The sequence below is a fragment of the Bacillus sp. AY18-3 genome (assembly GCF_008042305.1).
GTDB lineage: Bacteria > Bacillota > Bacilli > Bacillales > Bacillaceae_G > Bacillus_A > Bacillus_A wiedmannii.
Window position 1 is genome coordinate 320,989 of the sequence record NZ_QKQR01000030.1, and the last position, 21,893, is coordinate 342,881.

Genomic DNA, 21,893 nt, shown 5'->3' on the forward strand with positions numbered 1-21,893 from the left:
AGGTGAATACCTCAGTTTTTTTGATAACTTATTTCATTGAAGATAACCCTTCAACAAACTCACCAATCTTATTTTGAAAAACAAAATCAAAGTTATATTCTTGCCCTGTTAACTCTTCATTTACTAAAATTGTCGTTGCCCCTATTTCCCTCTTTGCGATTTGTGGGAATGAAGCGACGGGTTGTACTTTTAATGAAGTTCCCATAACGATAAGCACATCTGTTTCATATAAACGTTTTATCGCATTTTGATATTGCGGCAATGTATCCCCGTATAAAACAACGTCTGGATTTAAAATGAAATTACACTTCTCGCAGCGAGGCACTTCATGATCAATCATATACTGCAAATCATAGCCCACTTTACACTTCGGACAATGTGCTGTTTGAAGTGTTCCATGTAAATCAATGACATGCTTACTACCGCCTAGTTGATGTAAACCGTCAATATTTTGCGTTAAAATCGTAATATCTTTCCCTTGTTCTTCTAATTCAGCTAAAAAGCGATGGCCACGATTTGGTTTATATTGATGAAACGTATTAATTTGAAATATTTCTTTATAATGCTTCCAAAATTCTTTCGGGCTTCTATTATAATATCCTCTTGATAAATACATCTCCACATTCGCATCAGCATACAATCCATTTGCTGAACGGAAATCGGGAATACCACTTTCCGTACTTGCTCCTGCACCTGTTAACACTGTAATTTTCTTCGCTTTTTCTAAAATTGAACGTACTTCTTCAAATTGTTGCACAAAAATCACCTCTATGTATTTTCCTATACTTATTATACCAGTTGTTTACAGGAGGTGTCGTACGATTCGATTTATTTAATGCGTCGTACCCCCAATTTCAACAATATCCACCTCAACTGTCGTGGTTACCTCAACTGCCAATTCTATCCCTTTACTAATCGTAGAAAGTGACATACTCGGTTGGCCTGGATAGTTACTCGCTTGTTCTGGTAAGAACGGAATATGAATAAATCCGCCTTTTATTTTCTTATCCTGTTTCTCTAGTTCATGCATGAGACCGTAGAATAAATGATTACAAACGAATGTACCTGCTGTTTGTGAAACGGAAGCTGGTATACCTTCTTTTTGCAGTCTTTTTACAATTGCTTTCATCGGAAGTGTAGACCAATAGGCAGCTGGTCCTTCTTCTACAACCGGTACATCTACCGGCTGATTCCCTTCATTGTCAGCAATTCTTGCATCATCAACGTTAATTGCGACACGCTCTATCGTAATATCTGGTCTGCCTCCAGCTTGTCCAATACATATAATCATTTCAGGGTTTAGTTCTTCTATATACTCTTTTAATACGCTGATTGATTTTTGGAATACAGTTGGTACTTGTTTACTAATAATCTTATATTCTCCCACTGTTTTTTCATGCAAACTTTTTGCGACTTCCCAAGCTGGATTAATGCTTTCTCCGCCGAACGGGTCGAACCCTGTTAGTAATACTGTTTTCATAGTTTTCCCTCCTAATTAGAAACGATATACAAGACCGTACATAATAAACATATTTATAATAAAGATTGAAAGAGCAATTGGTACTTGCGCTTTAATAACTGCATTTTTATCTTTTAGCTCTAAAAGCATTGCCGGAACGATATTAAAGTTTGCTGCCATTGGAGTAAGTAGCGTTCCGCAATATCCAGCAAACATACCGAGCGCGGCCATAATTGCCGGGTTTCCTCCGTGCATTTGAACAATTAAAGGTAAGCCAATTCCGCCAGTAATAACGGCAAACGCTGCAAATGCATTTCCCATTACGACTGTAAAGAGCATCATTCCTAAACAATATGCCATAACAGCAACGAACGGATATTCTGTCGGTAATACTTGTCCGACTAAATCAGAAACGACTTGTCCAACGCCAGACTTTGCGAAAATACCGCCAAGTGCTGCTAACATTTGCGGTAAAATAACAGCCCAGCCAACAGCTTGTAATAGTCTGCTTCCTTCTTGAACAGGCGTTGTTATTTTCGATTTCGTAATACGCATCGCCGCAATGAATGCAAGTAGTGCCCCAAGTGCTAATGCAACTAATGTGACTTTATCCGGATCAACAAGGGATACATTCCCCCATTTAATCTTCCCTAACGTTAACGTACCGATAATTGTAAAAATAGGAATTAATAGTGCAGGCATAAAAATTTTATTTTTTAATTTCTCCGCATGTTTCACACGTTCTTGTACTGGAACTTCTTTCTCCTCTGATTTTGTTACTTTATTTAATGAAGCTAACACGACCATAGTGAGCACGATACAGCCAACATAAAACGAAGGGATTACATTTCCGAATAAAAAGGTAACTGCAAATAGCGCCCAAAATGAGCTAGAACCAAATCGATTTGGATGTTGACGATCAAATGCAATACGAACGGCGATAAAAGCAACGATTATTCCTAATACGTAATAAATTGTATCCATTGTGATGATGTTCATTTTATATTGCCTCCTTCTCTTCTTTTTCTTTTGATGCCATCGTTTTCGCTATATATTTATCAAATCTTCTAAATCTGATCCAGCTTACGATAAGTGCTGATATTGCAGTTGGAATGCCCCAAAGCGCCATATCCCATACACCGACATGCATACCTACTGAATCGAAGAATCCTTTCATTAATAAAATAGCACCAGTCGCGATAAATATATCCTCTCCGAAAAACCATGCTGTATTTTCCGCAGCTGCTGCATTCGCTTTAATTTTTTCTCTTAACTTTTCAGGGAGCTTACCATATTTCCCTTGCGCAGCCCCTTCTGCCATCGGTGCAACGAGCGGTCTTACCGTTTGTGCATGACCACCAATGTTCAGCCCCAGTGCTGCTGAGGATTCTCTTATCGTAAAATATGACATTAATACTCTTCCAGTTGTTGCACCTTTTGATTTCGTTATAAGTGCTTCTGCTCTTTCTTTTAAACCGTAACGCTCTAAAATTCCGATTACCGGTAAAGTTAATATAATTGGCATAGACATATATCTATTTTCTATGAAAAACTTACCGAACAAGCTGATCACATCATAAAAGCTTAATCCCGAAACCATACCCGTAACAATACCTGCAACCATAACTACTAAAAGTGTATTCAATCTAAATAAAAAGCCCACCGCAACAAGTAGTATCCCGATTAATTTAATCATTTCTAGCACTTCCCCCTATTTTTTATTTCGGTGCACAAATAGAAATACCATTAAGTTCGAATGTTCTGTATATTTTTTTCGCAAATTGCACTGCTTTTTCTCCATCACCATGTAAACAAATTGTTTTCGCTTGAACCGCTACTTTCTCTCCGCTCACCGCGTTTACATACCCTTCTTTCACCATTTGAAGCACTTGCTTTATCGCTTCGTCTTCATTTTTTATGAGCGCATTTTCTTCTGTCCGGCTCGTTAACGTTCCATCTTGCTTATACGTACGATCAGCAAAAGCTTCTTGTACGAGAGTTACATTATATTTTTCCGCAGCCTGTATAAACGCCTCGCTATTTGCTAATCCGTAAAGTAATAGATTGGGATTACTATGATAAATTGCCTTCGTGATTGCATCTGCAATTTCCGGATTTGTCGCCGCCATATTATATAGGGCACCGTGCGGTTTTACATGATGCATTTTCCCGCCTGCCGCTTTCACAAAAGCATCTAATGCGCCGATTTGATATAAAACGTAATCGTATACTTCACTTGCTGAAACATTCATGTTTCTTCTTCCAAATCCAATTAAATCAGGAAAACCAGGATGCGCGCCAATTGCTACGTTATGCTGCAGTGCCTTTTCGACCGTTTTCCTCATTACAGTCGGATCACCCGCATGAAAACCACAAGCAACGTTTATAGAGGAAACAAACGGAAGAATTTCATCATCATTCCCCATTTTATAAGCTCCAAAACTTTCTCCTAAATCACAGTTTAAATCGATTGTCGTCACGATGTTTTCCCTCCCAATGTCAGCTTCGTAAAGCGATGAATTTCTTTAATAGATTCATATTTACTTCTTGTTCTATGTACAATTGTTCCGCTTCTTCAAGCGTAATTTTCTCAAATGAAACATAGTCCCCCGGTTTTAGCTGAGAAAGAAGAGGTAAATCTACTGAAATGATATTTCCCATTCTCGGATAGCCACCTGTCGTTTGCCTATCTGCCATTAATATAATCGGCTGTCCACCGTTTGGCACTTGAATCGTTCCGAATGTAACGGGGCTCGATAAAATCTCTTTTTCTTCCACTCTATTTAAAACTTCTCCTTCAACTCTATAACCCATACGGTCAGCGTAATTAGATACTTTATACTCTTTCGTAAAAAATGCCTTTATACTTTCTTCTGTGAATTGATCATATTCAAAGTTAGTTATGACACGCAGCTTAGGATACTTCTTATACTTTGGCAGTACGCTTTTGCTAATTGCCCATTTCGTTTTGTTTCGCTCATCGTTTTGTAAGTTTTGAATGCAATGTCTCGCCATTTCTGTGTGCGTTCCAATTTGAAAATAATCTCCCTTTTTCAGCATTCTTCCTTCAATACCACCAATCACAGCACGTATGTAAGTACTTTTGCTTCCCATTATGCGATCAATCTGTATACCACCTGCAAAAGTCACATACGCTCTGCAACCACTTTTCACTTTCCCAAAACAAAGCATACTACCTTCTTCCGCTAAAATGGGACGCCATAATGGAATACGCTTCCCATTCAGTAACGGCTCCATATTTGCTCCGCCAATCGCAAGTAAAGTCGTTTTCTTTATTAACAATTTAGGCCCCATAATTGTCATTTCGAGTCCCGCTTCATTCTCTTCATTACCGACTAACATATTGATCATCCGAAGTGCACTTTGATCCATGGCCCCGCCAACTGGTACACCGTATTGTTGATAATGAGCTCGCCCTAAATCTTGGACTGTTGTAAACATTCCTGCATGTAAAACTTCTACATCCATTCTTTAGCCCCCTCAAGTGATACGTACTCTTCCTTCGTTATTGGGATAAATCGTAAATACATACCGCTTTGAATATATGTTGGTGTTTCTTCTTCTGGATTAAATAAGGAGATTGGTGTTCGGCCAATAATATTCCATCCACCCGGTGTTTCAAGCGGATATATACCTGTTTGATTTCCGCCAATCCCTACTGAACCAGCAGGTATTTGTAACCGTGGTGTTTCTTTTCTAGGTGTTTCTAGTTCTTTTGATAGTCCTCCTAAATACGGGAACCCTGGTGTAAAACCTAACATATACACAAAATATGTTGTTTCACTATGTATGCGAATGACATCCTCCGCTCGTAATCCTCTATAATGTGCGACCTCTTCTAAATCAGGTCCATATTCTCCACCGTAGCAAACTGGTATAGAAATATGTTTCGCATCTTGATTCACTTCTTCTTTATACGAATTACACAGCTCTTTTATATATTGGCAGACGTAATTATATGGCCCTTCACTGCTCCCATTTTTCTTCCACACTTCGTATACATTGTAATAAACCGCTAAGGAAGTAAACGCCGGAACGCATTCTACCATTCCTGTAAACGGATGCCGCCTCAACGCTTGAAACAATCGCTGCACTTTTTCGTATGTCTCCATCCCAATTTCTTCACTAAATGTAACAATAATTGCTTGATCCCCTAACGCAGAAAATTTCATCCTACTCCCTCTTTCTATGCCAAAAAGCCGAGTTCTTTCGAAATTCGATGTGCTGTTTCTTTCACCTTCGCAATAAAATATGCAATGTTACTTTCGTTATACTCAATTGCTAATCCCGAAATACTAATACCTGCTACAACTGTTCCATCGCTTGCGAAAATGGGCGCTGCTATAGCCGCTGTATGATTTTCTAACTCAGAATAGCTAATTGTATGTCCTTCCTTTTTCGCCACTTGTAACACTTCTAACATTTGTTTCTTATCCACGATTGTTCCATCTGCAAACTGTTTTAAATCCGTTTCCTCTATGTATTTCCGTTGCTCTTCCTCAGAGAAATACGATAGTAAAATTCTCGGACATGCACCCGCATAAAGTGGCGCTCTTCTTCCAACAGCTGTATACACGCGTACAGGCTGAGCACCTTCCATCTTTTCCACATAAATCGCGTCATTACCATCTTGAATAATTAAATTAACTGCCTGCCCTAAACTATTTCTAAGCTCTTTCATATAGGGAATCGCAATATTTCTTACGGATAATCTTTGTGAAACAAGTTGACCGAACCGTAAAAAAACGACTCCGAGACGATATTTCCCCTTCTCGTTTTTTTGTAAAAACTCCATTTCTTCTAAGGAGCCAATTAAACGATAAACAGATGTTTTCGGCATACTCGTAAGCTGAACCATCTCTGTTAAACTTAGCTCTTCATGCTCATAAAACAACTCTAAAATATCCATTGTCTTAACTGCCGTTTTATTTATACTCATTCTATCTCCCTCTTGTTCCGAATTTTGGAACTTAAATTCCGTTTTTCGAAACAAACATATAATTTAAAATTATAAAATATTCTTTCAATTCTATCAATATTTTTTTCAAGCCTATGAACCGATATATTTGTCAGTAGTTTAAAAAACGTAAATAATTAAATGCATTTGTAAATTTTCACATCAAGTTATTACATTCCCAATACGTTTCATTTATCATGATATACGAAAAATAAAATATAAGGAGTGTTTCTTTTGAAAAAGTTGCTAGTAATTCCTGCTATTATGTTATCTTTTTGTATAGGTTATAATGTAACATTTGCGACGAATGAAGATACTCATGCAACCGCTACAGTTGCCCAATATCATAAAATAGCGAACGAAGAAATTCATTTTTTCGAATCAAGTATTTTTAGCTTTAACTACTCTCACGGTGATGAATTAAGCCTTTTTGTAAAAAATATAGGCGATTCTCCTTTAAGTTACACTTTATATAACGCTAAAGGTTCTTGGATGATTGACGGAACTTTAAAACCTAGGGAACAAGCAATCAATGAATTTAATATAAATTGGAGTGATTGGCTTCCTGAAGGTGAATACAAAATAAAATTTAGAAATAATGATGGTTCTCTTTCAAAAGTTCAAGTTATAGCAAAACCTAACATTTAAATAAGTAGGACACAAAAAAGTTAAGCAACATAAAAAAGATGATTTCTGTATCCAGCAGAAGTCATCTTTTTTAAATTCCATTTAGTTTGTCAATATACTTTTCCGCTTTTTCCATGACAAGATTATTTACAAATATTCCGTAATAGATCTAGGCTTGTACTGACCATCTTTATACATCTTTTCAACTCATGTATAATTAATGCCTGAATAATTTTTCAGTCTTTAACTTGACTTTTCTTTCAAAAACTTTAAATTTTTTTGGTTGAATTGTTGGGGATTTTTTCGTGCAAATGTATGTCCCTGTCCAGAAACTGAGACAAATGAAGCATTTGGAATTGTCTTTGCTAAGTATATGGAATGTTTGCGTTTTATAATGTCATGCTCCCCAACCAATATTAAAGTCGGGCAACTTATTTGTTTTAAATCTAATTCTGAGACACCAATATCATGGAGTAACAAACTGAGAATGGATAGTTTCTGCTGTATTTTCTTACTAAATAAGGACGGAATGAAAACAAAACTATACAATGCATAAATAGCTGCTAACACTAAAAAACGAACTCCACTTGTTTTTGTGTTTCCTGCATTTAAAACGAGTCGATGAACGTATTCGGGATACGAAGTAGTAAACATCATTGCTAAGTTGGCTCCATCGCTAAACCCGAGAAAGTCTGCTTTCCGAATGTTTTCTAAAAGCATTATTGTTTTCAAATCATCGACCATTAGTGGGAAGTTTAAATTTTTGGAGACGTTAGTCGAACGCCCATGCCCACGGCTATCGACTAAGAATATTTGAAAATACTTTTCCAATTCAGGCACCTGCTTAGAGAAATATTTCCCGCTGCCACTATTCCCATGTAATAAAAACAGTGGAAGACCTCGTCCGCTTTTCTCGTAATAAATTTGACTGCCATCTGCCATAATAGCATATTTCCTTTCTTTTTCCACAAAATCACCTACTCGTAATATATATGATCAAGGCGACAAACCTTTTCTTGCTTGCTTCTTAATAGTCTTTTATTTTCAATTGATTTATTATACAAAAAACACCCTATAAAATAGATTTTTTTCGGGTGTCTATTCTATAGGGTATTATATTTCATACTTCTTTATAGCGCTCTTACTTGTTTCAACGGCCAGAAAACAGCTTGGCCTTTTCCGACAATTTCATCTTCTGAAATAAATCCGAACATTCGACCGTCTTTCGAAACTTCACGATTATCTCCTAAAACAAACACTTGGCCTTCTGGCACTTTCGTTTTTCCAGTGATTTGTTCTAACGTAAAGTCTGGAGTTAATACACGGCCTGCTGCTTTTTCTTTAAACTCTTTTAAATATGGTTCTTCCATCGCTGTTCCGTTTACATATAAAACATCGTTTTTATACTCCACTGTATCGCCTGGTAAACCAATCACTCGTTTTACTAAATCGTATCCTTCTTTTCCGTGGAAGACGATAATATCAAAGCGATCTAATCCACTTATACTATAACCAATCTTATTCACAAGAACTCGTTCGTTATTTTCTAAAGTAGGCATCATCGATTCACCTTGTACTAATGAAGGTGTAAATAAAACACCGCGAATAATAGCAATTAATACAAGAGTAAATCCTATCGTTTTAGCCCATGAGAATAATTCTTTCTTCGTATTTTCCTTCATCGTTTCTCCTCTTTCTTAACTGTTTATTGTATGATTTGAACTAATTCTTGTACTAAATTAGGATCAATTTCAGAAAAACATGATTTCCCTTCTCTAACCGCTGTACCGACATGAGCTTGCGAAATTCCAGTTTCATCTAGCAATTGCTTTATATTTTCTTTTGTCACAGCAGCTCCAACTACAAGCTGAATTTGACCACCGCTTACCTTTTGCATTTCTGCAAGCACCGGAATATTCTCTACTATATTTCCTTGTCCACCTGAAGTTAAAACGTGAGTCACTTTATGAAACTTCTTTAAAGTTTTCATCGCTTCTACTGGATTCTCTATATCATCTATCGCTCGGTGATACGTTACATTTATTCCATCTACAACAGATAGTAAATTCGCTAATTTCTCTTCATCCACTTCATTTCGTTCGTTTAATACACCTAATACAACACCAGCTGCACCTAACTTCTGCGCAATGATAATATCTTCCTTCATCATTTCAATTTCTTCTTCCGTATATGTAAAAGACTTTGCATGCGGACGAATCATAACGTGAATCGGTATATGTACTGCTTCTACCGCTTTTTTAATAAATGCATAACTCGGCGTTAAACCGCCTTCTGTATAAGATGTAATTAATTCAATTCGCTTCCCGCCAGCTCGTTCAATTCGTTTCACATCTTCTAAACATGTTGCAATAACCTCTAGCATGAGATGACCTCTTTTCGTGCTTTTTTCTTATTATACAGTAGCTGAAATAAGAAACATAGCATTCTCCTATAAAACTGTAAAAAGAAGAATAAAAAGAAAGATTTTTTTATTGATTGCCTTCGTTGTTAATATTATATTCTACTAAAAAAGGAGTAACCCCTAGAACTTCTGACTAGGTGTCACTCCTTTTTATTTTACAAAAATACTAGGTTTCCCCTATACATTTAGTTATTTTTCTTAGTTACTTCATTATAATAGTGGCTAAATGCCTCTACTAATGCGTCAACTGACGCATACAATTCTTCTGGTGTATTATCTACCCCTCCCATTTCAATAAGTAATGCATTTGGAGAAAGGTCTTGATTATATACTCCGTTACCGCTTTTACGATCTTTAATAAAAATCCCTCGGCTTAAACCGTAATACTTCTCATCTAAATATGAATTTATTGCCGTTACTATTTTTTTGTTTTTTTCATAGTTAGGATTTTCTCGTCCTAAAATAAAATAAAGCCGAGCATAATTCTTTCCGTTAATATTTTTTGTTGTAATATTTTTTCGTGCATCGTCTCTATGAAGGTCCATTGGAAACATAATATTTTTATCTTGTGCTAATTTATCTTGTAATATTTGACGGGATCCTTTGTAAGATTGGGCCCAATTTAAATTTTTATTTCGCAGAAAATCCCTCATATTTGTCGTATCATGTGAAACACCTATTCCTTTTTCTTCTAACTTTTGTTTTAAATAGTTTCCAACAAACGTAATATTCACTTCATTATTTGTACTGGAAGCATCATCGGGTATCGTAGCACCAGGAATGAGAGGAATAAACGCTTCCCAACTATGTGTATGATAAATAAAAACTTTATTTTCACCGTTATTTTGTGTATTTGAATTTTCACCAGTAGAATTGTTTTCTTTCCCACTCTTTGGGTGTTTAATAGCAGTACCTTTATCTTTAATGTTATCTAAAGGAATACTGGATTCTTCAGGAATGTTCGTATAATCTGTTCCTTCCCCAGCAATTAATATTTCCGAATAAAATTGATTCATATTAGGAAGTTCTCTAGTTAATAAACTTCGGAGATCATTTACATTAATGTTTGTAGAAAGTGACAGTAAAAAAGATTCCAAAGACGCTCGTCCTTTTTCTTTATGAAATTCTTCTGCAAAATAACGATTTTCACTTCCTATCATATACATAAGACCTTTAGTAGAATTTGTTCCTAACAACTGATTCATATAAAATGATTTAAATACGCTGGAATTACTAGAAATGAAGAATGAAGTGAGGATACATATAATAGTGAATAAAATACATATCACTACATATCTTACATTTAATACTTTCAGTTTAATTTTATTCATTTTATATCTCCCTTCATTTACTATATTCTTACGCTTAATTTTCAATGAATATGATTAATAATTTAATAGAACTGCCTCAAACTACTATGTTTTCATTTAACCTCTTTCCATAAAGCAAATGAGGTTAAAGTTGTCATATGCAAATATCATCAAAGATTTTAAAACAAATTAAATAACCTGAGTCTATATAAATATAGAACTCAGGTTATTTAATACTGTTTACTCGATAGGAGGCACTGCATTTTGATGGACTTTTTTATTTTCCATGTCAATGCCTAATTGGTCTTTCAATAACTTCATACCTTTTTTTGTAAGATGGACGGCTCTATTCTTATCCGTTTTTGTAATCCATTCCTGTTCAAAAAATAATTTTGCTATCGCAGATCCTAACCACCCAGAAATATGGTAGCGTCGTTCACTCCAATCAAGACAAGGTTTTGCAAATACCCTTCTCTTTATATCTGCCGTTTCAATATTTATTCCAAAATTCAGAAACCATTGCTTACCTTGTTCCGTTACAATGTATTCTCCTTCCTTTAAAATTATAAATTCCCTATGTAGTAATTTTTCAGTTATCTCTACACCGAGTCTGCCTGCAAGATGATCATAGCAAGTTCGAGCATAACGAATTTGTTTTAATTGATCCGATTGTTTTAAAGACCGAACTTGGACTGATGGTGCAATTGTTCCTAACTTTTCAAGAACTTCTGCTACCTCTTGATTAGCAAGTCGATAGTAACGATGTCTACCATGTTGTTCAACTGTAAGTAGATTCCCCTCTACTAATTTAGAAAGATGAGAACTAATCGTTGGATGTGACACCTTTGCCATATAAGCCAATTCGCTAGCAGGTAGTGCCTGATTATTCATTAGACAATCTAAGATAATTGCTCTTGTAGGTTCAGCAATTAGTTTAGCTATATATGAGATATTCGGATATACATTCATATTTCGATGATACCCTAACTATTAAACTGATACAATTATTTTAAGTTTAATAGTAAAGGAGAATGTATTATGAATGCAATTGATCTTAGTATATTAAATTTGAAAGAAACGAGAAGACGCTCAGAAAAATTATGGAATTCTCTTCCCGATAATTTTCTTAATTGGAAGCCTGATCATGAAGCTATGTCCTTTGGTGAGATGATTCGTCATGTATGGAGCTCAACTTTTTATTATCATATGATTTTAAAAAACAACGGCTCAATAAATGATATACATTTCCCGTATGATGACGAGCCAATTACTTGTGTAAAAAAAGAAATTGAATTGGCACAATCGTACTTTACTGACTTCATAGAGTATGTTCAATCCATAAGCATAGCTGAGCTAGATTCAACCCTTATTGATCGAAGCGATGTTGGCTATCAAAGATATTTAGGCGACATGCTATTACGAATTGCCTATCATGATGCGGTCCATTCTGGTCAATTTTTACAATATTTACGAATGATAAACTTGGAAAGACCTTTAATTTGGGATTAAATATAACAAATGTTTACAAAGCTTTCAAACTGGCATTATAATAATACGCAACCAATTATCTAACTAGTCAAAATTCTTCCCGTTAGTTAAAAAGAGCAATTTAGTTGTTGTACGATAATTAATATATGGGGATGATCACGTGAAAAAGCACTCTGAATTAAAAAAGCATTTATGTGAACTGGAGGAAAAACTATTAGAACCTAAAACTCGTACAAATCCAGCAGAACTGGACAAATTACTTGCAGACGACTTTTTTGAGTTTGGAAGTTCGGGAAACGTTTGGTATAAGAAGGATTCTGTTGGTGGAGACGGACTTAGTGTGAGAGAAATGACTCTTTCTAATTTTGAAATATACCCTTTATCGAAGGATACTGTGTTGGCGACATATCTTGTAAGAGATGAAACTAGAATGCAGAATACTTTGCGAAGTTCCATTTGGAAACTGATAGATGGAAAATGGCAAATGTTTTTCCATCAAGGAACACTTACAAAATCATGATAACCATTTATACTAAAAATCTACATCTCAATTTGGTACGTCGTACACATAAAAAGCACGTGTTCGATTACTAATCAAACACGTGCTTTCAAAACAACTATATTGTCCATAAACAATAAAATGTAAGTTAAAAAAACTACGACCGAAACGCCGCATCCGCCAGCATAGATAGTGTTGCATCATCCATCGGCGGATTGTGCAATCCTGCTCTGACGTTTAAATAGTAACGATGAAGCGGATTTTTTTCTGATAAACTTTTTGCTCCTACGATGCGCATTGCTTTATCTACAATAGATATTGCCGCATTTGTTACAGCATATTTCACTGCTGCTAGTTCGGCTTGCAATGATAGTTTATCCTCTGCCTCATCGTACTTTTTCGCAATTTGATATAAAAAGACGCGAGCTTGCATAAGCTCAAGTTCTAATTCTCCAACTAATCTTCTAACATTCGGCAATAAACTAATAGAATGATTTAAACTATTTGGCTTGTATGATCCCGCAAACTGAACTGCATAATTTCTTGCTGATTGTGCAATTCCTAAATAACATGCTGGTATATGTAGCAACCAGCCAATACCCTTTTGTTTCACTTTCCCGCCCTTTACATCTGTAAAAAAGCGATTTTCTATCTCTACATTTTGTAAGACAAGGTCATGACTAGCAGTCCCTCGCATCGCAACGCTATCCCACGTTTCTTCAATGGATATACCGAGCGTATTTCTCGGAATGACAAACTCTCCAACTTCTTCTCGACCTTCAATACTCGCTGAAATAATAAAATAATCAAGTATTGGCGCCATCGTTGTAAAAGTTTTTCTTCCATTTATAATCCACTTCTCACCTTGTTGAACCGCTATTGTTTCTGGCTTACCACCACGCGTCGGACTCCCTGTTTTTGGTTCTGTTGCTGCCCGATTAAAGAGTGCACCGTTACGTACTTCTTCGCAAAACCATTTGAACATCTCATCATTCCAAGAGTGATTTTCCGCTAGCTCTTTCACAATGCCACTATGCCAGCCAATCGATAACGCAGTAGCTCCGCAGCCTTCCGCGATTTTCTCTTGAAATAAAACAAAGTCATATAAAGAAATCGCACTACCACCAAATTCCTTCGGTAACGTTAATTTCGTATATCCGATAGCTTTCAAATCACTTATATTTTCATACGGAAATGATCCTAATTCACTTAGTTGATGCTCTCTTTCCATGAACTTCGGAATCAATTTATTTATTTGTTCAATAATGAAAGATTGTTCTTCTGTTTCAACAAATGAGAGTGCCATACTATAATCTCCTTTATGTTCGATTCATCAACCGCTCACTTTTTCATTATGATTATATGAAGCTACCTCTCTATTGTTTCACTATTCCGATAAAAATACAATGTTTTTGACCAATAAGAAAAGTTCCCATTTAAAATAGGTTCTTTTCTTATATTAGTCTCCCTTCAATGCCTTTAACGGCAAAGAGGTTACATATCCAATGTACGAGAATAATTCTTTAAAGAAGAATGGTATTTCTGTGTCTAACGTTTTATATGCTGATGTCGGCGTTGGTGAAGCATACGCTTCAATATTAATATGTTTTGCGATTCTCATTGCGCGTTTCATATGAAGTGGATCACTTACAATCGTGTATGTGCGTATTCCGTTCTCTATTCCAACTTCCTTCGCATTCTTTAAGTTTTCTTCTGTGAAAAGGGATTTTGTTTCAATTAAAATATCTTCCTCTTTTACACCTTGTTTCATTGCATATACTCTTGCAGTACGCGCTTCCTCAAGTTCTGCTTCGAACTTTGTACCACCCGTAAAAATAATCTTTTTAATGTTTCCGTTCTTATATAAAGAAATCGCATGATTAATTCTTTCTTTAAATACAGGGGATGGTTTTCCATTCCAAGAAGCCGCTCCTAGTACGATACCAGCATCCGTTTTCATACTATCATCTGTTTTAAAACGATAGCTCCAAATATCGTAAGCTGCATAACTTACATATAAAATAGCAGAACAAATCATTAGTAAAAATACTTGAAAGATTCGTCTTTTCTTACTTTTCTTATTTTCTTTCATTTGTAATTGCCTCCGTACATCATCCATACTTCTATAAAAAACATTTATATCAAATCGTTTTGTTTGAGTTTATTTAAAAGAAGGAACTTTACTTGTTATTTATATATAAAAGGGTTTTCATTTAAAATTGAGGATTATCAATTCATTTTTATTTGCGGTTTTCATTACATGTTTTAAATTCATAAGTTTATTACCATACAACTACATTGTAACGAATTTTTTCTCAGAAGGGAACGATGAAACAAAAGTAATTAAAATAAAGTAGCATTTTGTAAGAAAAAAGGTATATTTTTCATGTATTACGAACAATATACCTTTCAAAACACGAATTATAACTTTTCTTTATACAATTCTAATTTTTCCAATAAACGAGCTTTCACTATTGGCCATTCGCTTGCAATAATACTATACACAACTGCATCTCTCACATGACCACTTGGTAATTTTCTTTCATTTCTAAGCACACCTTCTTTAACTGCTCCTAAACGTTCAATTGCTCGTTGTGCTTTTTCATTTCTTGCATCCGTCTTAATTTGTACTCTCAGCATATGCAATTTTTCAATAGCATAGTGAAGAAGCATATACTTACACTCTGTATTTATACTCGTACGTTGCACACTTGGATGATACCAAGTCTGCCCTAACTCTACTGTTTTATCTTCTACTGAAATATTATATAAACGTGTACTTCCTACAATCGTATTCGTCTGTTGATCCACTACAACAAAAGGGATTTGAGTACCATTTCCATAACCCTGTATCGCTTTTTGCACATATTGCTGCATATCTTGCGCACTATCCATTTTAGAAATTAAATACGCCCAAATATCCCGATTTCCTTCTACAATCGAAAACAAAGTTTCGACATCATCACTATCTATTATCCGTAACTTTGCTCTTTCGTGAATTATTTCCATTTGAAAGCCCCCTTTGTTGTTACTATATCATACGAAAAGAAAACGTTTTATAAGAATAATAGAATGTATTTAAAACAATTCCTTTTCAAATATATTCTTCTCGTATAAGGCGGGAAAGCTCATCACTGACCTTTAAAAAGGAAAATTTTGATAATTCCCAATAAATGCTATATAATGATAAATGGGAGGGGATAAAAATGCTAGATCAAATTACTTGGGGAACACCAGGCAGCTTATTATGCTTAGGTTTCTTTTTTGCAGGACTAGGAATCTTCTTAAGAAGCATGACGTCATATTCAAAAAATAAATAAAAACATCACAAAAACAGAAAATAGTATTTTTTCACGTTTTAGGATATTTGATTTTCTTAGCATGATAGTGATGTGGGAATACCCCGATTTTAAACAAAAGAAGCCTTCCTTGTACAGAAGACTTCTTTTGTTAGAGATTTATCTTTTTAAAACTTTAAAGTAACAAATAAGCAATCGGCGTAATAATAAGTAATGTTAATATCGTTCTTTGTACGTAGAGAATAATAAGTTCCGATACTTTTAACGGAATGTCTGTCGATAAAATACAAGGAATGGAAGCTGAGAAGAACAATATAGATGACACGGAAACAACCGCAATAACAAACTTTGTCACAAGTGGTGCACTTACAACTAAAAGAGAAGGTAAAAACATTTCTGCGATACCAACGGATGCCGCTTTAGCAGCTAGTTCTGCTTCTGGTAATTGTAATAGCCATGTAAATGGATAGAAAATATAGCTGATCCAATCAAATATTGGCGTGAATTTCGCTAAGACGATACCAATTAATCCTACTGACATAATAGATGGCAAAATTCCCATCGTCATAATAAAACCATCTTTTAAATTCACTGCGATATTTTTCATAATACTCGGTGCAGATTTCGATACTTCTAGCGCGTCTTCCCAAGCACGTTCTAACATTTTCTCTTTATAAACAGGCTCTGGGAACCCTTCTTTCGTTACATATGTATCTGGTTTTCTACTAAGTGGTGGGATTCTTACGGTGATAGCAGTTACGATGAATGTTACAACAAGAGTAGTCCAAAAATAAACATTCCATAAATGCATAATGTCTAATGTTTTTGCGATGATGATCATAAATGTTGCGGATACTGTAGAAAAGCCTGTAGCGATGATCGCTGCTTCTTTTGTCGTATACTTTCCTTCTTTATACACGCGATTCGTAATTAATAAAGCTAACGAATAACTCCCTACAAAGGACGCAACCGCATCGATTGCTGATCGTCCTGGTGTATTCCATAACGGTCTCATAATGGGACGGCAAAACGTACCGATAAATTCAAGTAATCCGTATCCGACTAATAACGCTAAAAAAGCCGAGCCAATTGGTACGAGTAAACTTACCGATATGACTAGTTTTTCATACAAAAACGGCCCTACATCTGGTGCAAAGAACCAAGCTGGCCCTACTTTCAAGCAATATAATACACCAAAGACAACACCAACTACTTTTAAAATCGAAAAACAAATGTCTACGAAAGATGCATTCCACTTTTTTGTATAAAATGGATAAATCGAACCTATTATCATAACGAGTAGTGCATAATAAGGTACGACGCTCGGAACCGAAGTCCTGATCCATGATACGATATGATCAATCATAATGGACGAAGCACCGTTTATCGTAACTGGTACGAAAAACATAAACACCCCAACTAGACTAGCGAGTATAAACCGGAGAATAACCCCCTTCTCACTCCCAGTCTTAATTACATTCCTTTTTAATTCAATTTCACTCAAAATTCGACACCTCCTATTATCTAAATATTCTGTATAATAACGTTACATTCCTTCTTTCAGTTTCTAATATTTAATCATATAAAAAAAGCCTATTTTAAAATAGGCTTTTTTTACTATCTCTCATAATCATCCACAATTACTTGAATAACACGATGCGATTCTTCTGCCACTATTTTATTACTAGTCTTATTCGCATCATATGTAATTAACGCCTTCCAAAGTGCCCATCCTCTCGCTCTATTCCACGTTTCTTCATCTATGCGCAATACGTCTTTAAATACGTTTCTGCTATTCTTATCAAAAAATGTCCATGCCATCGCTGCATCACAAGCCGGATCGCCTACTCCTAAAATACCAAAATCAATTACGGCACAAAGCTTTCCGTCCTTAACGAGTAAGTTTCCAGGTGCAACATCCCCATGAACCCAAACTGGCTTACGCTCCCACGTTGACTGGAGTGCTACATCCCAAAGGTGCTTTAATACAGTTTCATCAAAAACGTCCTTGTTATTTTCGATCGCACCTCTCGCCTCTTCATCATATACAGATATAAGCCCGCCTCGGTAAAAATTATGTGCTCCAGCGATCGGTCCATTACTCGCATCAATGGATTGCAATTCTACTAAAAATGCACCTAAGTCCGCCGCAAATTCATTTAAGTCACGAATATTTTGTTTCGTAACTGTTTCGCCCTCTATCCATTTATTAATAGACCAAGGCCATGGATACGATTCAGACGGATTACCTTTCGCAACTGGTGTAGAAATCGGTAAAGAAAGCTCCTTACTTAATATCGGTAACCACTTATTTTCTTTCTCTACTTGTGGTGCATATGCCGCATCACTTGGCAACCTTACACTCATCTCATCCCCTAAGTGAAACGTTCTATTATCATGCCCACTAAACTTTACAGGTCTCACTTCTAAATGTGCCAATTTAGGAAACTGTTCTCCTATCAACCTTTTAACTAAATCAGTAGGAATTTGATTCATCCACTTATCCCCTCCTCTTTTGAAACTTACTAAGTCCTTCTGTACTCCCAACATATTCAAAACCATTTCTCTTATAAAAATCATTCAACGTACGATTATGTCCCACACAATCTAGCTTCAAAAACTCTTTGTCACAGTGCACATTCTCGTCTATCCATTGTAAAATCCACTCTCCGATTCCATTCCCCTTATACTTTCGTTTCACTGCAAATCTATGAATATATAAAGAATCGGAAACATTCTCTTTACCAAAAATACGCTCGTCCCATTCATTTTGTTTAGGAGATACTGTAACTGTACCGATTATTTCATCTTCTTTCATAACCACATATGTATATTTCTCTCTTATCCCTTCTAGTATTTCAGCCGTAGCCTCTCCACCTAACAGATACTGCCATTGATTTACTTCTTTATGTTGTAGCCACTCTGCTACTTCTCTTAATAGAGTAATAATGCTATCGCTTTCCTCTTCAGTAGCAGTTCGAATTGTATATTCTTTAACTGTATTTCTCTCCATATTGCCGTTCCCCTTTCAAAACTTACTTCTCTCTTTATTAAATTACGTTTTATACATTATATACCAAAAATAATTATTACACCTTCAAAGTATCTATTTTACAACTTGTATTCCATCAAAAAACCGTCTCACTACTAGTGAAACGGTTTTAATTCATTAAGCATTCACTTCGTCTTCACAAAATAATATAAAAACCACACCGCATGATTTTGTTCATCGGCAGCTATTCTGCGCAATAACTCTTTCATATGTGCATCCGATGCTTCATCTGAAATTTCCAAGTAAAAATCTACTGTCTTCTGTTCATCTTGTATTGCGAATTCTAATCCTTGTAAGTACGTATTTGGACATTCTTCTGTAATTTGTGGTTTCGGCTGCTGACCACTTAAATTTGTATAGATTTGTACAAAATGATGAAAATGCTTTATTTCATCGTTACGAATTTCAAGAATTTGATTTCGTTCCGCCGCATTTGGAGCCATGTTGGCTAATTTCGCATAGCAATTTATAGCACTAAACTCTCCATTAATTGCTTTCTCAATATCACGAATCAACTTATCATTTTGCCTATACCAATCATAATCATTCGAATTATACATCGTATCCCCTCCATTATTTCACATAACATTTTATGCAATTTGAAATAGCAGGAGCATGTATATAAAAAGGAACTGCAAATCCGAACTCTTCTATTCCCTTTAAAATATAGAAAAACCTATCCTTCTTGATTTCCCGATAAGTTAATAAAAAGCAAAAAACGCTTCACTCCTAGTGAAACGTTTTTTGCTTTTATGCGTTTAATTCCGTTTTTTGTCCCTTTACTACACTACATTTGAAAGCAGTCGCTAAAATAATAACCATACTTACTACGCCAATCCAAACGAGCACAGTAAGGGGTGTACTCCAGCTTAACCCTTTTCCAAAGAAGAATATTTCTCTAAGTCCTTCAATCATAAATCGCATTGGCAACCATGCGTACACCCAGTCTTGATAAAATGGCGACAACATTTCAGGTGCTAACGATAATAACGGTGCCCCAAAGAAAAGTAAGAGTGCGAATACACCAATTCCTTTTAGTCCAACTAGTGAAAGTACTGCGGATATCATTAAAAAGAAGCTAAAGGACGTAATTGATAAAAACAGTGCCGTATCCGTGAAATTCGAAATATTTAAACCTACCATACCATCCGCGATCCATGTGAGGCCAAATCCAATAACAAGTGCCGCGACAGCCCCTGTTATTATTTGTTTTAGTTTTAATACGAAGTTTTCTTTTCTTGTACCTACTCGCATTTTACTTATCGCAATAAAAATAATTGCTGCGCTCGCTAAACTTGCAATCCATAACGGCTGGAATAAAGACATTGGCGAGTTACCGTTCGCACTATTTTTGCCGATTTCATTCACATTTATCACTTTCTTTGCAATAGGTGTTATTACATTTGAAACTTGGTCTGCTGTTAATGTAGCTCCTTTTGCTTTCAATCCTTCTAATAGTTGTGTACGAACAGTATTGCTCATATTATCAACGATCACATTTAACATTTGCCCCGCCATAGTTGAAGCTGCTGTATTCATTCCTTGATTTATGAATATTTCTACCTCTGGCGAAGATGGCTGTGGTGTTCGTAATGATGCTTGTTTTGCGCTAAAGTCTTTCGGAATAACTAATGCTGCGTAATACTCTTGATTATTTAAACCTTTTTGAACTGCTTCTTTATTTTTCACTTCTACCCACTTCACCGCAGGTTCTTCATCTGATTTTGATGTCTTTTTCATATTATCAACAATCGTTTGCCCCATATTCATCTTCGGTTGATTCGGAATTTCTACTCCTTGATCCTCATTTACAATTGCGATTGGCAAGTTTTTCGGCTGAGGTTGAACAGTTGGAAATAACGTTAATGAAAAAATAAAAACAACAAGTAGTGCAATAACTGGTGATAACAATAAAAGTTTATTTTTAAACATTTTCTTTTCTCCTCCTATCATTTGATTTATAATAACCAACAACGTGTTGTTTATTTATATTTGAATTATATGTTTGAGTTGATCCTTATACAATAATCAAAAATCGTGAATGTGTCGGTTATAAGACACATCTTTGAAATGTGTTGGCTAAAATGGAGGAGGGACATACTTTGCGTGATAGTAATTTAGATTTACGAGTTATTCGTACGAAAACTGCCATACGAAATGCATTGGTGGAACTAATTGAAGAAAAAAGCTTTGACGCCATTACAGTGAAAGATATTACAACGAAAGCAAACATTAATCGCGGCACTTTCTATGCGCACTATCAAGATAAATTTGATTTAATGACGAAATGCCAAGAAGAAATTATGTATGAGTTTTCTAGCATTGCCAAACAGAGATTGCCTGAAGTTATTGCTGATCTTGGGTCAAATCCTTCCCCAACAATGCCGTTTATACTTATCACTTCTATTCTTGAATTTCTAAATGAAAATAGTGATTTTATGAAAGCTGTACTTAGTCCAAAAGGAGATTTATCTTTCCAAACAAAACTGAAAGACTTTATGTGGAAAACACTATTTGAAGATACGAATGGTGCCCTCATTAATAAGGAGAATTTACTTGTCCCAAGCCAATACTTAACTTCATATATGGCATCTGCTCATATAGGTGTCATTCAGCAATGGTTAAATAACGGGCAAAAAGAAACACCTGAGGAAATTGCTCGTATTTTATCAACAATCGCAGTTCATGGACCTTTTTATGCGGCTGGCTTAAAAAAATAAGTCAGCTATATAATAAAAGATCATCCACTATAATAGCGG

Annotated in this window: 25 protein-coding genes; 4 read left to right on the plus strand and 21 right to left on the minus strand. The window is 35.5% G+C overall.

Features of this window, described 5'->3' with window-relative positions:
- Window positions 1-28 precede the first annotated feature (28 nt).
- The 8 genes from DM800_RS24310 to DM800_RS24345 form a co-directional block, all read right to left on the minus strand.
- On the minus strand, window positions 29-757 hold the full coding sequence (locus DM800_RS24310; protein ID WP_147787783.1) for an NAD-dependent protein deacylase: 729 nt from the start codon (window positions 755-757) through the stop codon (window positions 29-31).
- Window positions 758-832: 75 nt separating this feature from the next.
- Complete coding sequence (gene pcp / locus DM800_RS24315; RefSeq protein ID WP_098815326.1) at window positions 833-1,480, minus strand: pyroglutamyl-peptidase I; 648 nt, start codon at window positions 1,478-1,480, stop codon at window positions 833-835.
- 15 nt (window positions 1,481-1,495) lie between these two features.
- Window positions 1,496-2,458 (minus strand): DUF979 domain-containing protein, encoded by a 963-nt coding sequence (locus DM800_RS24320; protein WP_088063875.1) that lies wholly within the window; start codon window positions 2,456-2,458, stop codon window positions 1,496-1,498.
- A gap of 1 nt (window position 2,459) precedes the next feature.
- Window positions 2,460-3,155 (minus strand): DUF969 domain-containing protein, encoded by a 696-nt coding sequence (locus DM800_RS24325; protein ID WP_061671924.1) that lies wholly within the window; start codon window positions 3,153-3,155, stop codon window positions 2,460-2,462.
- Window positions 3,156-3,177: 22 nt separating this feature from the next.
- Entirely contained in the window at window positions 3,178-3,939 is a 762-nt protein-coding gene (pxpA, locus tag DM800_RS24330) for a 5-oxoprolinase subunit PxpA (protein ID WP_088063876.1), read from the minus strand.
- 19 nt (window positions 3,940-3,958) lie between these two features.
- Complete coding sequence (locus DM800_RS24335; RefSeq protein ID WP_147787784.1) at window positions 3,959-4,948, minus strand: 5-oxoprolinase subunit C family protein; 990 nt, start codon at window positions 4,946-4,948, stop codon at window positions 3,959-3,961.
- A complete protein-coding gene (gene pxpB, locus DM800_RS24340; RefSeq protein ID WP_088063878.1) occupies window positions 4,939-5,652 on the minus strand; it encodes a 5-oxoprolinase subunit PxpB in 714 nt (237 codons plus the stop codon). The genes DM800_RS24335 and pxpB overlap by 10 nt, the downstream gene beginning before the upstream one ends.
- 14 nt (window positions 5,653-5,666) lie before the next feature.
- Window positions 5,667-6,419 (minus strand): IclR family transcriptional regulator, encoded by a 753-nt coding sequence (locus DM800_RS24345; protein ID WP_098133146.1) that lies wholly within the window; start codon window positions 6,417-6,419, stop codon window positions 5,667-5,669.
- A 252-nt stretch (window positions 6,420-6,671) separates the two neighbouring features.
- Here DM800_RS24345 and DM800_RS24350 point away from each other — a divergent pair, with 252 nt between their 5' ends.
- Entirely contained in the window at window positions 6,672-7,085 is a 414-nt protein-coding gene (locus DM800_RS24350) for a hypothetical protein (protein WP_147787785.1), read from the plus strand.
- Window positions 7,086-7,307: 222 nt separating this feature from the next.
- On the opposite strand, the gene DM800_RS24355 is transcribed toward DM800_RS24350, so the two are convergent.
- The 5 genes from DM800_RS24355 to DM800_RS24375 all read right to left on the minus strand — a co-directional run bounded on the left by DM800_RS24355 (window position 7,308) and on the right by DM800_RS24375 (window position 11,765).
- Window positions 7,308-8,033 (minus strand): alpha/beta fold hydrolase, encoded by a 726-nt coding sequence (locus tag DM800_RS24355; RefSeq protein ID WP_147787786.1) that lies wholly within the window; start codon window positions 8,031-8,033, stop codon window positions 7,308-7,310.
- 161 nt (window positions 8,034-8,194) lie between these two features.
- Complete coding sequence (gene lepB / locus DM800_RS24360) at window positions 8,195-8,746, minus strand: signal peptidase I (protein ID WP_088063882.1); 552 nt, start codon at window positions 8,744-8,746, stop codon at window positions 8,195-8,197.
- Window positions 8,747-8,769: 23 nt separating this feature from the next.
- On the minus strand, window positions 8,770-9,447 hold the full coding sequence (locus tag DM800_RS24365) for a copper homeostasis protein CutC (protein ID WP_147787787.1): 678 nt from the start codon (window positions 9,445-9,447) through the stop codon (window positions 8,770-8,772).
- Between the two features lie 224 nt (window positions 9,448-9,671).
- A complete protein-coding gene (locus DM800_RS24370) occupies window positions 9,672-10,817 on the minus strand; it encodes a stage II sporulation protein P (protein WP_088609233.1) in 1,146 nt (381 codons plus the stop codon).
- 219 nt (window positions 10,818-11,036) lie between these two features.
- Window positions 11,037-11,765 carry an ArsR/SmtB family transcription factor gene (locus DM800_RS24375; RefSeq protein ID WP_088063884.1) on the minus strand — a complete coding sequence of 243 codons (729 nt, stop codon included), beginning with the start codon at window positions 11,763-11,765 and terminating at the stop codon, window positions 11,037-11,039.
- 69 nt (window positions 11,766-11,834) lie between these two features.
- On the opposite strand from DM800_RS24375, the gene DM800_RS24380 reads away from it, so the two are divergent.
- Window positions 11,835-12,305, plus strand: coding sequence for a DinB family protein (locus DM800_RS24380; RefSeq protein WP_147787788.1), 471 nt, complete (start codon window positions 11,835-11,837; stop codon window positions 12,303-12,305).
- 139 nt (window positions 12,306-12,444) lie between these two features.
- Entirely contained in the window at window positions 12,445-12,804 is a 360-nt protein-coding gene (locus DM800_RS24385; RefSeq protein WP_000716630.1) for a nuclear transport factor 2 family protein, read from the plus strand.
- A 136-nt stretch (window positions 12,805-12,940) separates the two neighbouring features.
- On the opposite strand, the gene DM800_RS24390 is transcribed toward DM800_RS24385, so the two are convergent.
- The 8 genes from DM800_RS24390 to DM800_RS24425 form a co-directional block, all read right to left on the minus strand.
- Window positions 12,941-14,089 (minus strand): acyl-CoA dehydrogenase family protein, encoded by a 1,149-nt coding sequence (locus tag DM800_RS24390; protein ID WP_147787789.1) that lies wholly within the window; start codon window positions 14,087-14,089, stop codon window positions 12,941-12,943.
- Window positions 14,090-14,242: 153 nt separating this feature from the next.
- Window positions 14,243-14,875: a YdcF family protein gene (locus tag DM800_RS24395; RefSeq protein ID WP_060487279.1), complete on the minus strand. Its 633-nt coding sequence runs from the start codon at window positions 14,873-14,875 to the stop codon at window positions 14,243-14,245.
- 329 nt (window positions 14,876-15,204) lie between these two features.
- Window positions 15,205-15,792 (minus strand): GNAT family N-acetyltransferase, encoded by a 588-nt coding sequence (locus tag DM800_RS24400; RefSeq protein ID WP_147787790.1) that lies wholly within the window; start codon window positions 15,790-15,792, stop codon window positions 15,205-15,207.
- 465 nt (window positions 15,793-16,257) lie between these two features.
- Window positions 16,258-17,586: a YjiH family protein gene (locus DM800_RS24405; protein ID WP_147787791.1), complete on the minus strand. Its 1,329-nt coding sequence runs from the start codon at window positions 17,584-17,586 to the stop codon at window positions 16,258-16,260.
- Window positions 17,587-17,699: 113 nt separating this feature from the next.
- Window positions 17,700-18,578: an aminoglycoside phosphotransferase family protein gene (locus tag DM800_RS24410; protein WP_147787792.1), complete on the minus strand. Its 879-nt coding sequence runs from the start codon at window positions 18,576-18,578 to the stop codon at window positions 17,700-17,702.
- Window positions 18,579-18,582: 4 nt separating this feature from the next.
- Window positions 18,583-19,095, minus strand: coding sequence for a GNAT family N-acetyltransferase (locus DM800_RS24415; RefSeq protein ID WP_147787793.1), 513 nt, complete (start codon window positions 19,093-19,095; stop codon window positions 18,583-18,585).
- A 164-nt stretch (window positions 19,096-19,259) separates the two neighbouring features.
- Entirely contained in the window at window positions 19,260-19,694 is a 435-nt protein-coding gene (locus DM800_RS24420) for a ferritin-like domain-containing protein (RefSeq protein ID WP_088063892.1), read from the minus strand.
- A 190-nt stretch (window positions 19,695-19,884) separates the two neighbouring features.
- Window positions 19,885-21,105 carry a YhgE/Pip domain-containing protein gene (locus DM800_RS24425; protein WP_147787803.1) on the minus strand — a complete coding sequence of 407 codons (1,221 nt, stop codon included), beginning with the start codon at window positions 21,103-21,105 and terminating at the stop codon, window positions 19,885-19,887.
- Between the two features lie 131 nt (window positions 21,106-21,236).
- Here DM800_RS24425 and DM800_RS24430 point away from each other — a divergent pair, with 131 nt between their 5' ends.
- On the plus strand, window positions 21,237-21,854 hold the full coding sequence (locus tag DM800_RS24430; RefSeq protein WP_147787794.1) for a TetR/AcrR family transcriptional regulator: 618 nt from the start codon (window positions 21,237-21,239) through the stop codon (window positions 21,852-21,854).
- Window positions 21,855-21,893: the final 39 nt, after the last annotated feature.

Coding starts and splice junctions, on each gene's coding strand:
- DM800_RS24390 (WP_147787789.1), bottom strand. CDS start 14,089: ATGGCACTCTCATTTGTTGAAACAGAAGAACAATCTTTCATTATTGAA.
- pcp (WP_098815326.1), bottom strand. CDS start 1,480: ATGAAAACAGTATTACTAACAGGGTTCGACCCGTTCGGCGGAGAAAGC.
- DM800_RS24365 (WP_147787787.1), bottom strand. CDS start 9,447: ATGCTAGAGGTTATTGCAACATGTTTAGAAGATGTGAAACGAATTGAA.
- DM800_RS24375 (WP_088063884.1), bottom strand. CDS start 11,765: ATGAATGTATATCCGAATATCTCATATATAGCTAAACTAATTGCTGAA.
- DM800_RS24335 (WP_147787784.1), bottom strand. CDS start 4,948: ATGGATGTAGAAGTTTTACATGCAGGAATGTTTACAACAGTCCAAGAT.
- DM800_RS24410 (WP_147787792.1), bottom strand. CDS start 18,578: ATGAATCAAATTCCTACTGATTTAGTTAAAAGGTTGATAGGAGAACAG.
- DM800_RS24325 (WP_061671924.1), bottom strand. CDS start 3,155: ATGATTAAATTAATCGGGATACTACTTGTTGCGGTGGGCTTTTTATTT.
- DM800_RS24420 (WP_088063892.1), bottom strand. CDS start 19,694: ATGTATAATTCGAATGATTATGATTGGTATAGGCAAAATGATAAGTTG.
- pxpB (WP_088063878.1), bottom strand. CDS start 5,652: ATGAAATTTTCTGCGTTAGGGGATCAAGCAATTATTGTTACATTTAGT.
- DM800_RS24370 (WP_088609233.1), bottom strand. CDS start 10,817: ATGAATAAAATTAAACTGAAAGTATTAAATGTAAGATATGTAGTGATA.
- DM800_RS24400 (WP_147787790.1), bottom strand. CDS start 15,792: ATGGAAATAATTCACGAAAGAGCAAAGTTACGGATAATAGATAGTGAT.
- DM800_RS24345 (WP_098133146.1), bottom strand. CDS start 6,419: ATGAGTATAAATAAAACGGCAGTTAAGACAATGGATATTTTAGAGTTG.
- DM800_RS24395 (WP_060487279.1), bottom strand. CDS start 14,875: ATGAAAGAAAATAAGAAAAGTAAGAAAAGACGAATCTTTCAAGTATTT.
- DM800_RS24415 (WP_147787793.1), bottom strand. CDS start 19,095: ATGGAGAGAAATACAGTTAAAGAATATACAATTCGAACTGCTACTGAA.
- lepB (WP_088063882.1), bottom strand. CDS start 8,746: ATGAAGGAAAATACGAAGAAAGAATTATTCTCATGGGCTAAAACGATA.
- DM800_RS24320 (WP_088063875.1), bottom strand. CDS start 2,458: ATGAACATCATCACAATGGATACAATTTATTACGTATTAGGAATAATC.
- DM800_RS24380 (WP_147787788.1), top strand. CDS start 11,835: ATGAATGCAATTGATCTTAGTATATTAAATTTGAAAGAAACGAGAAGA.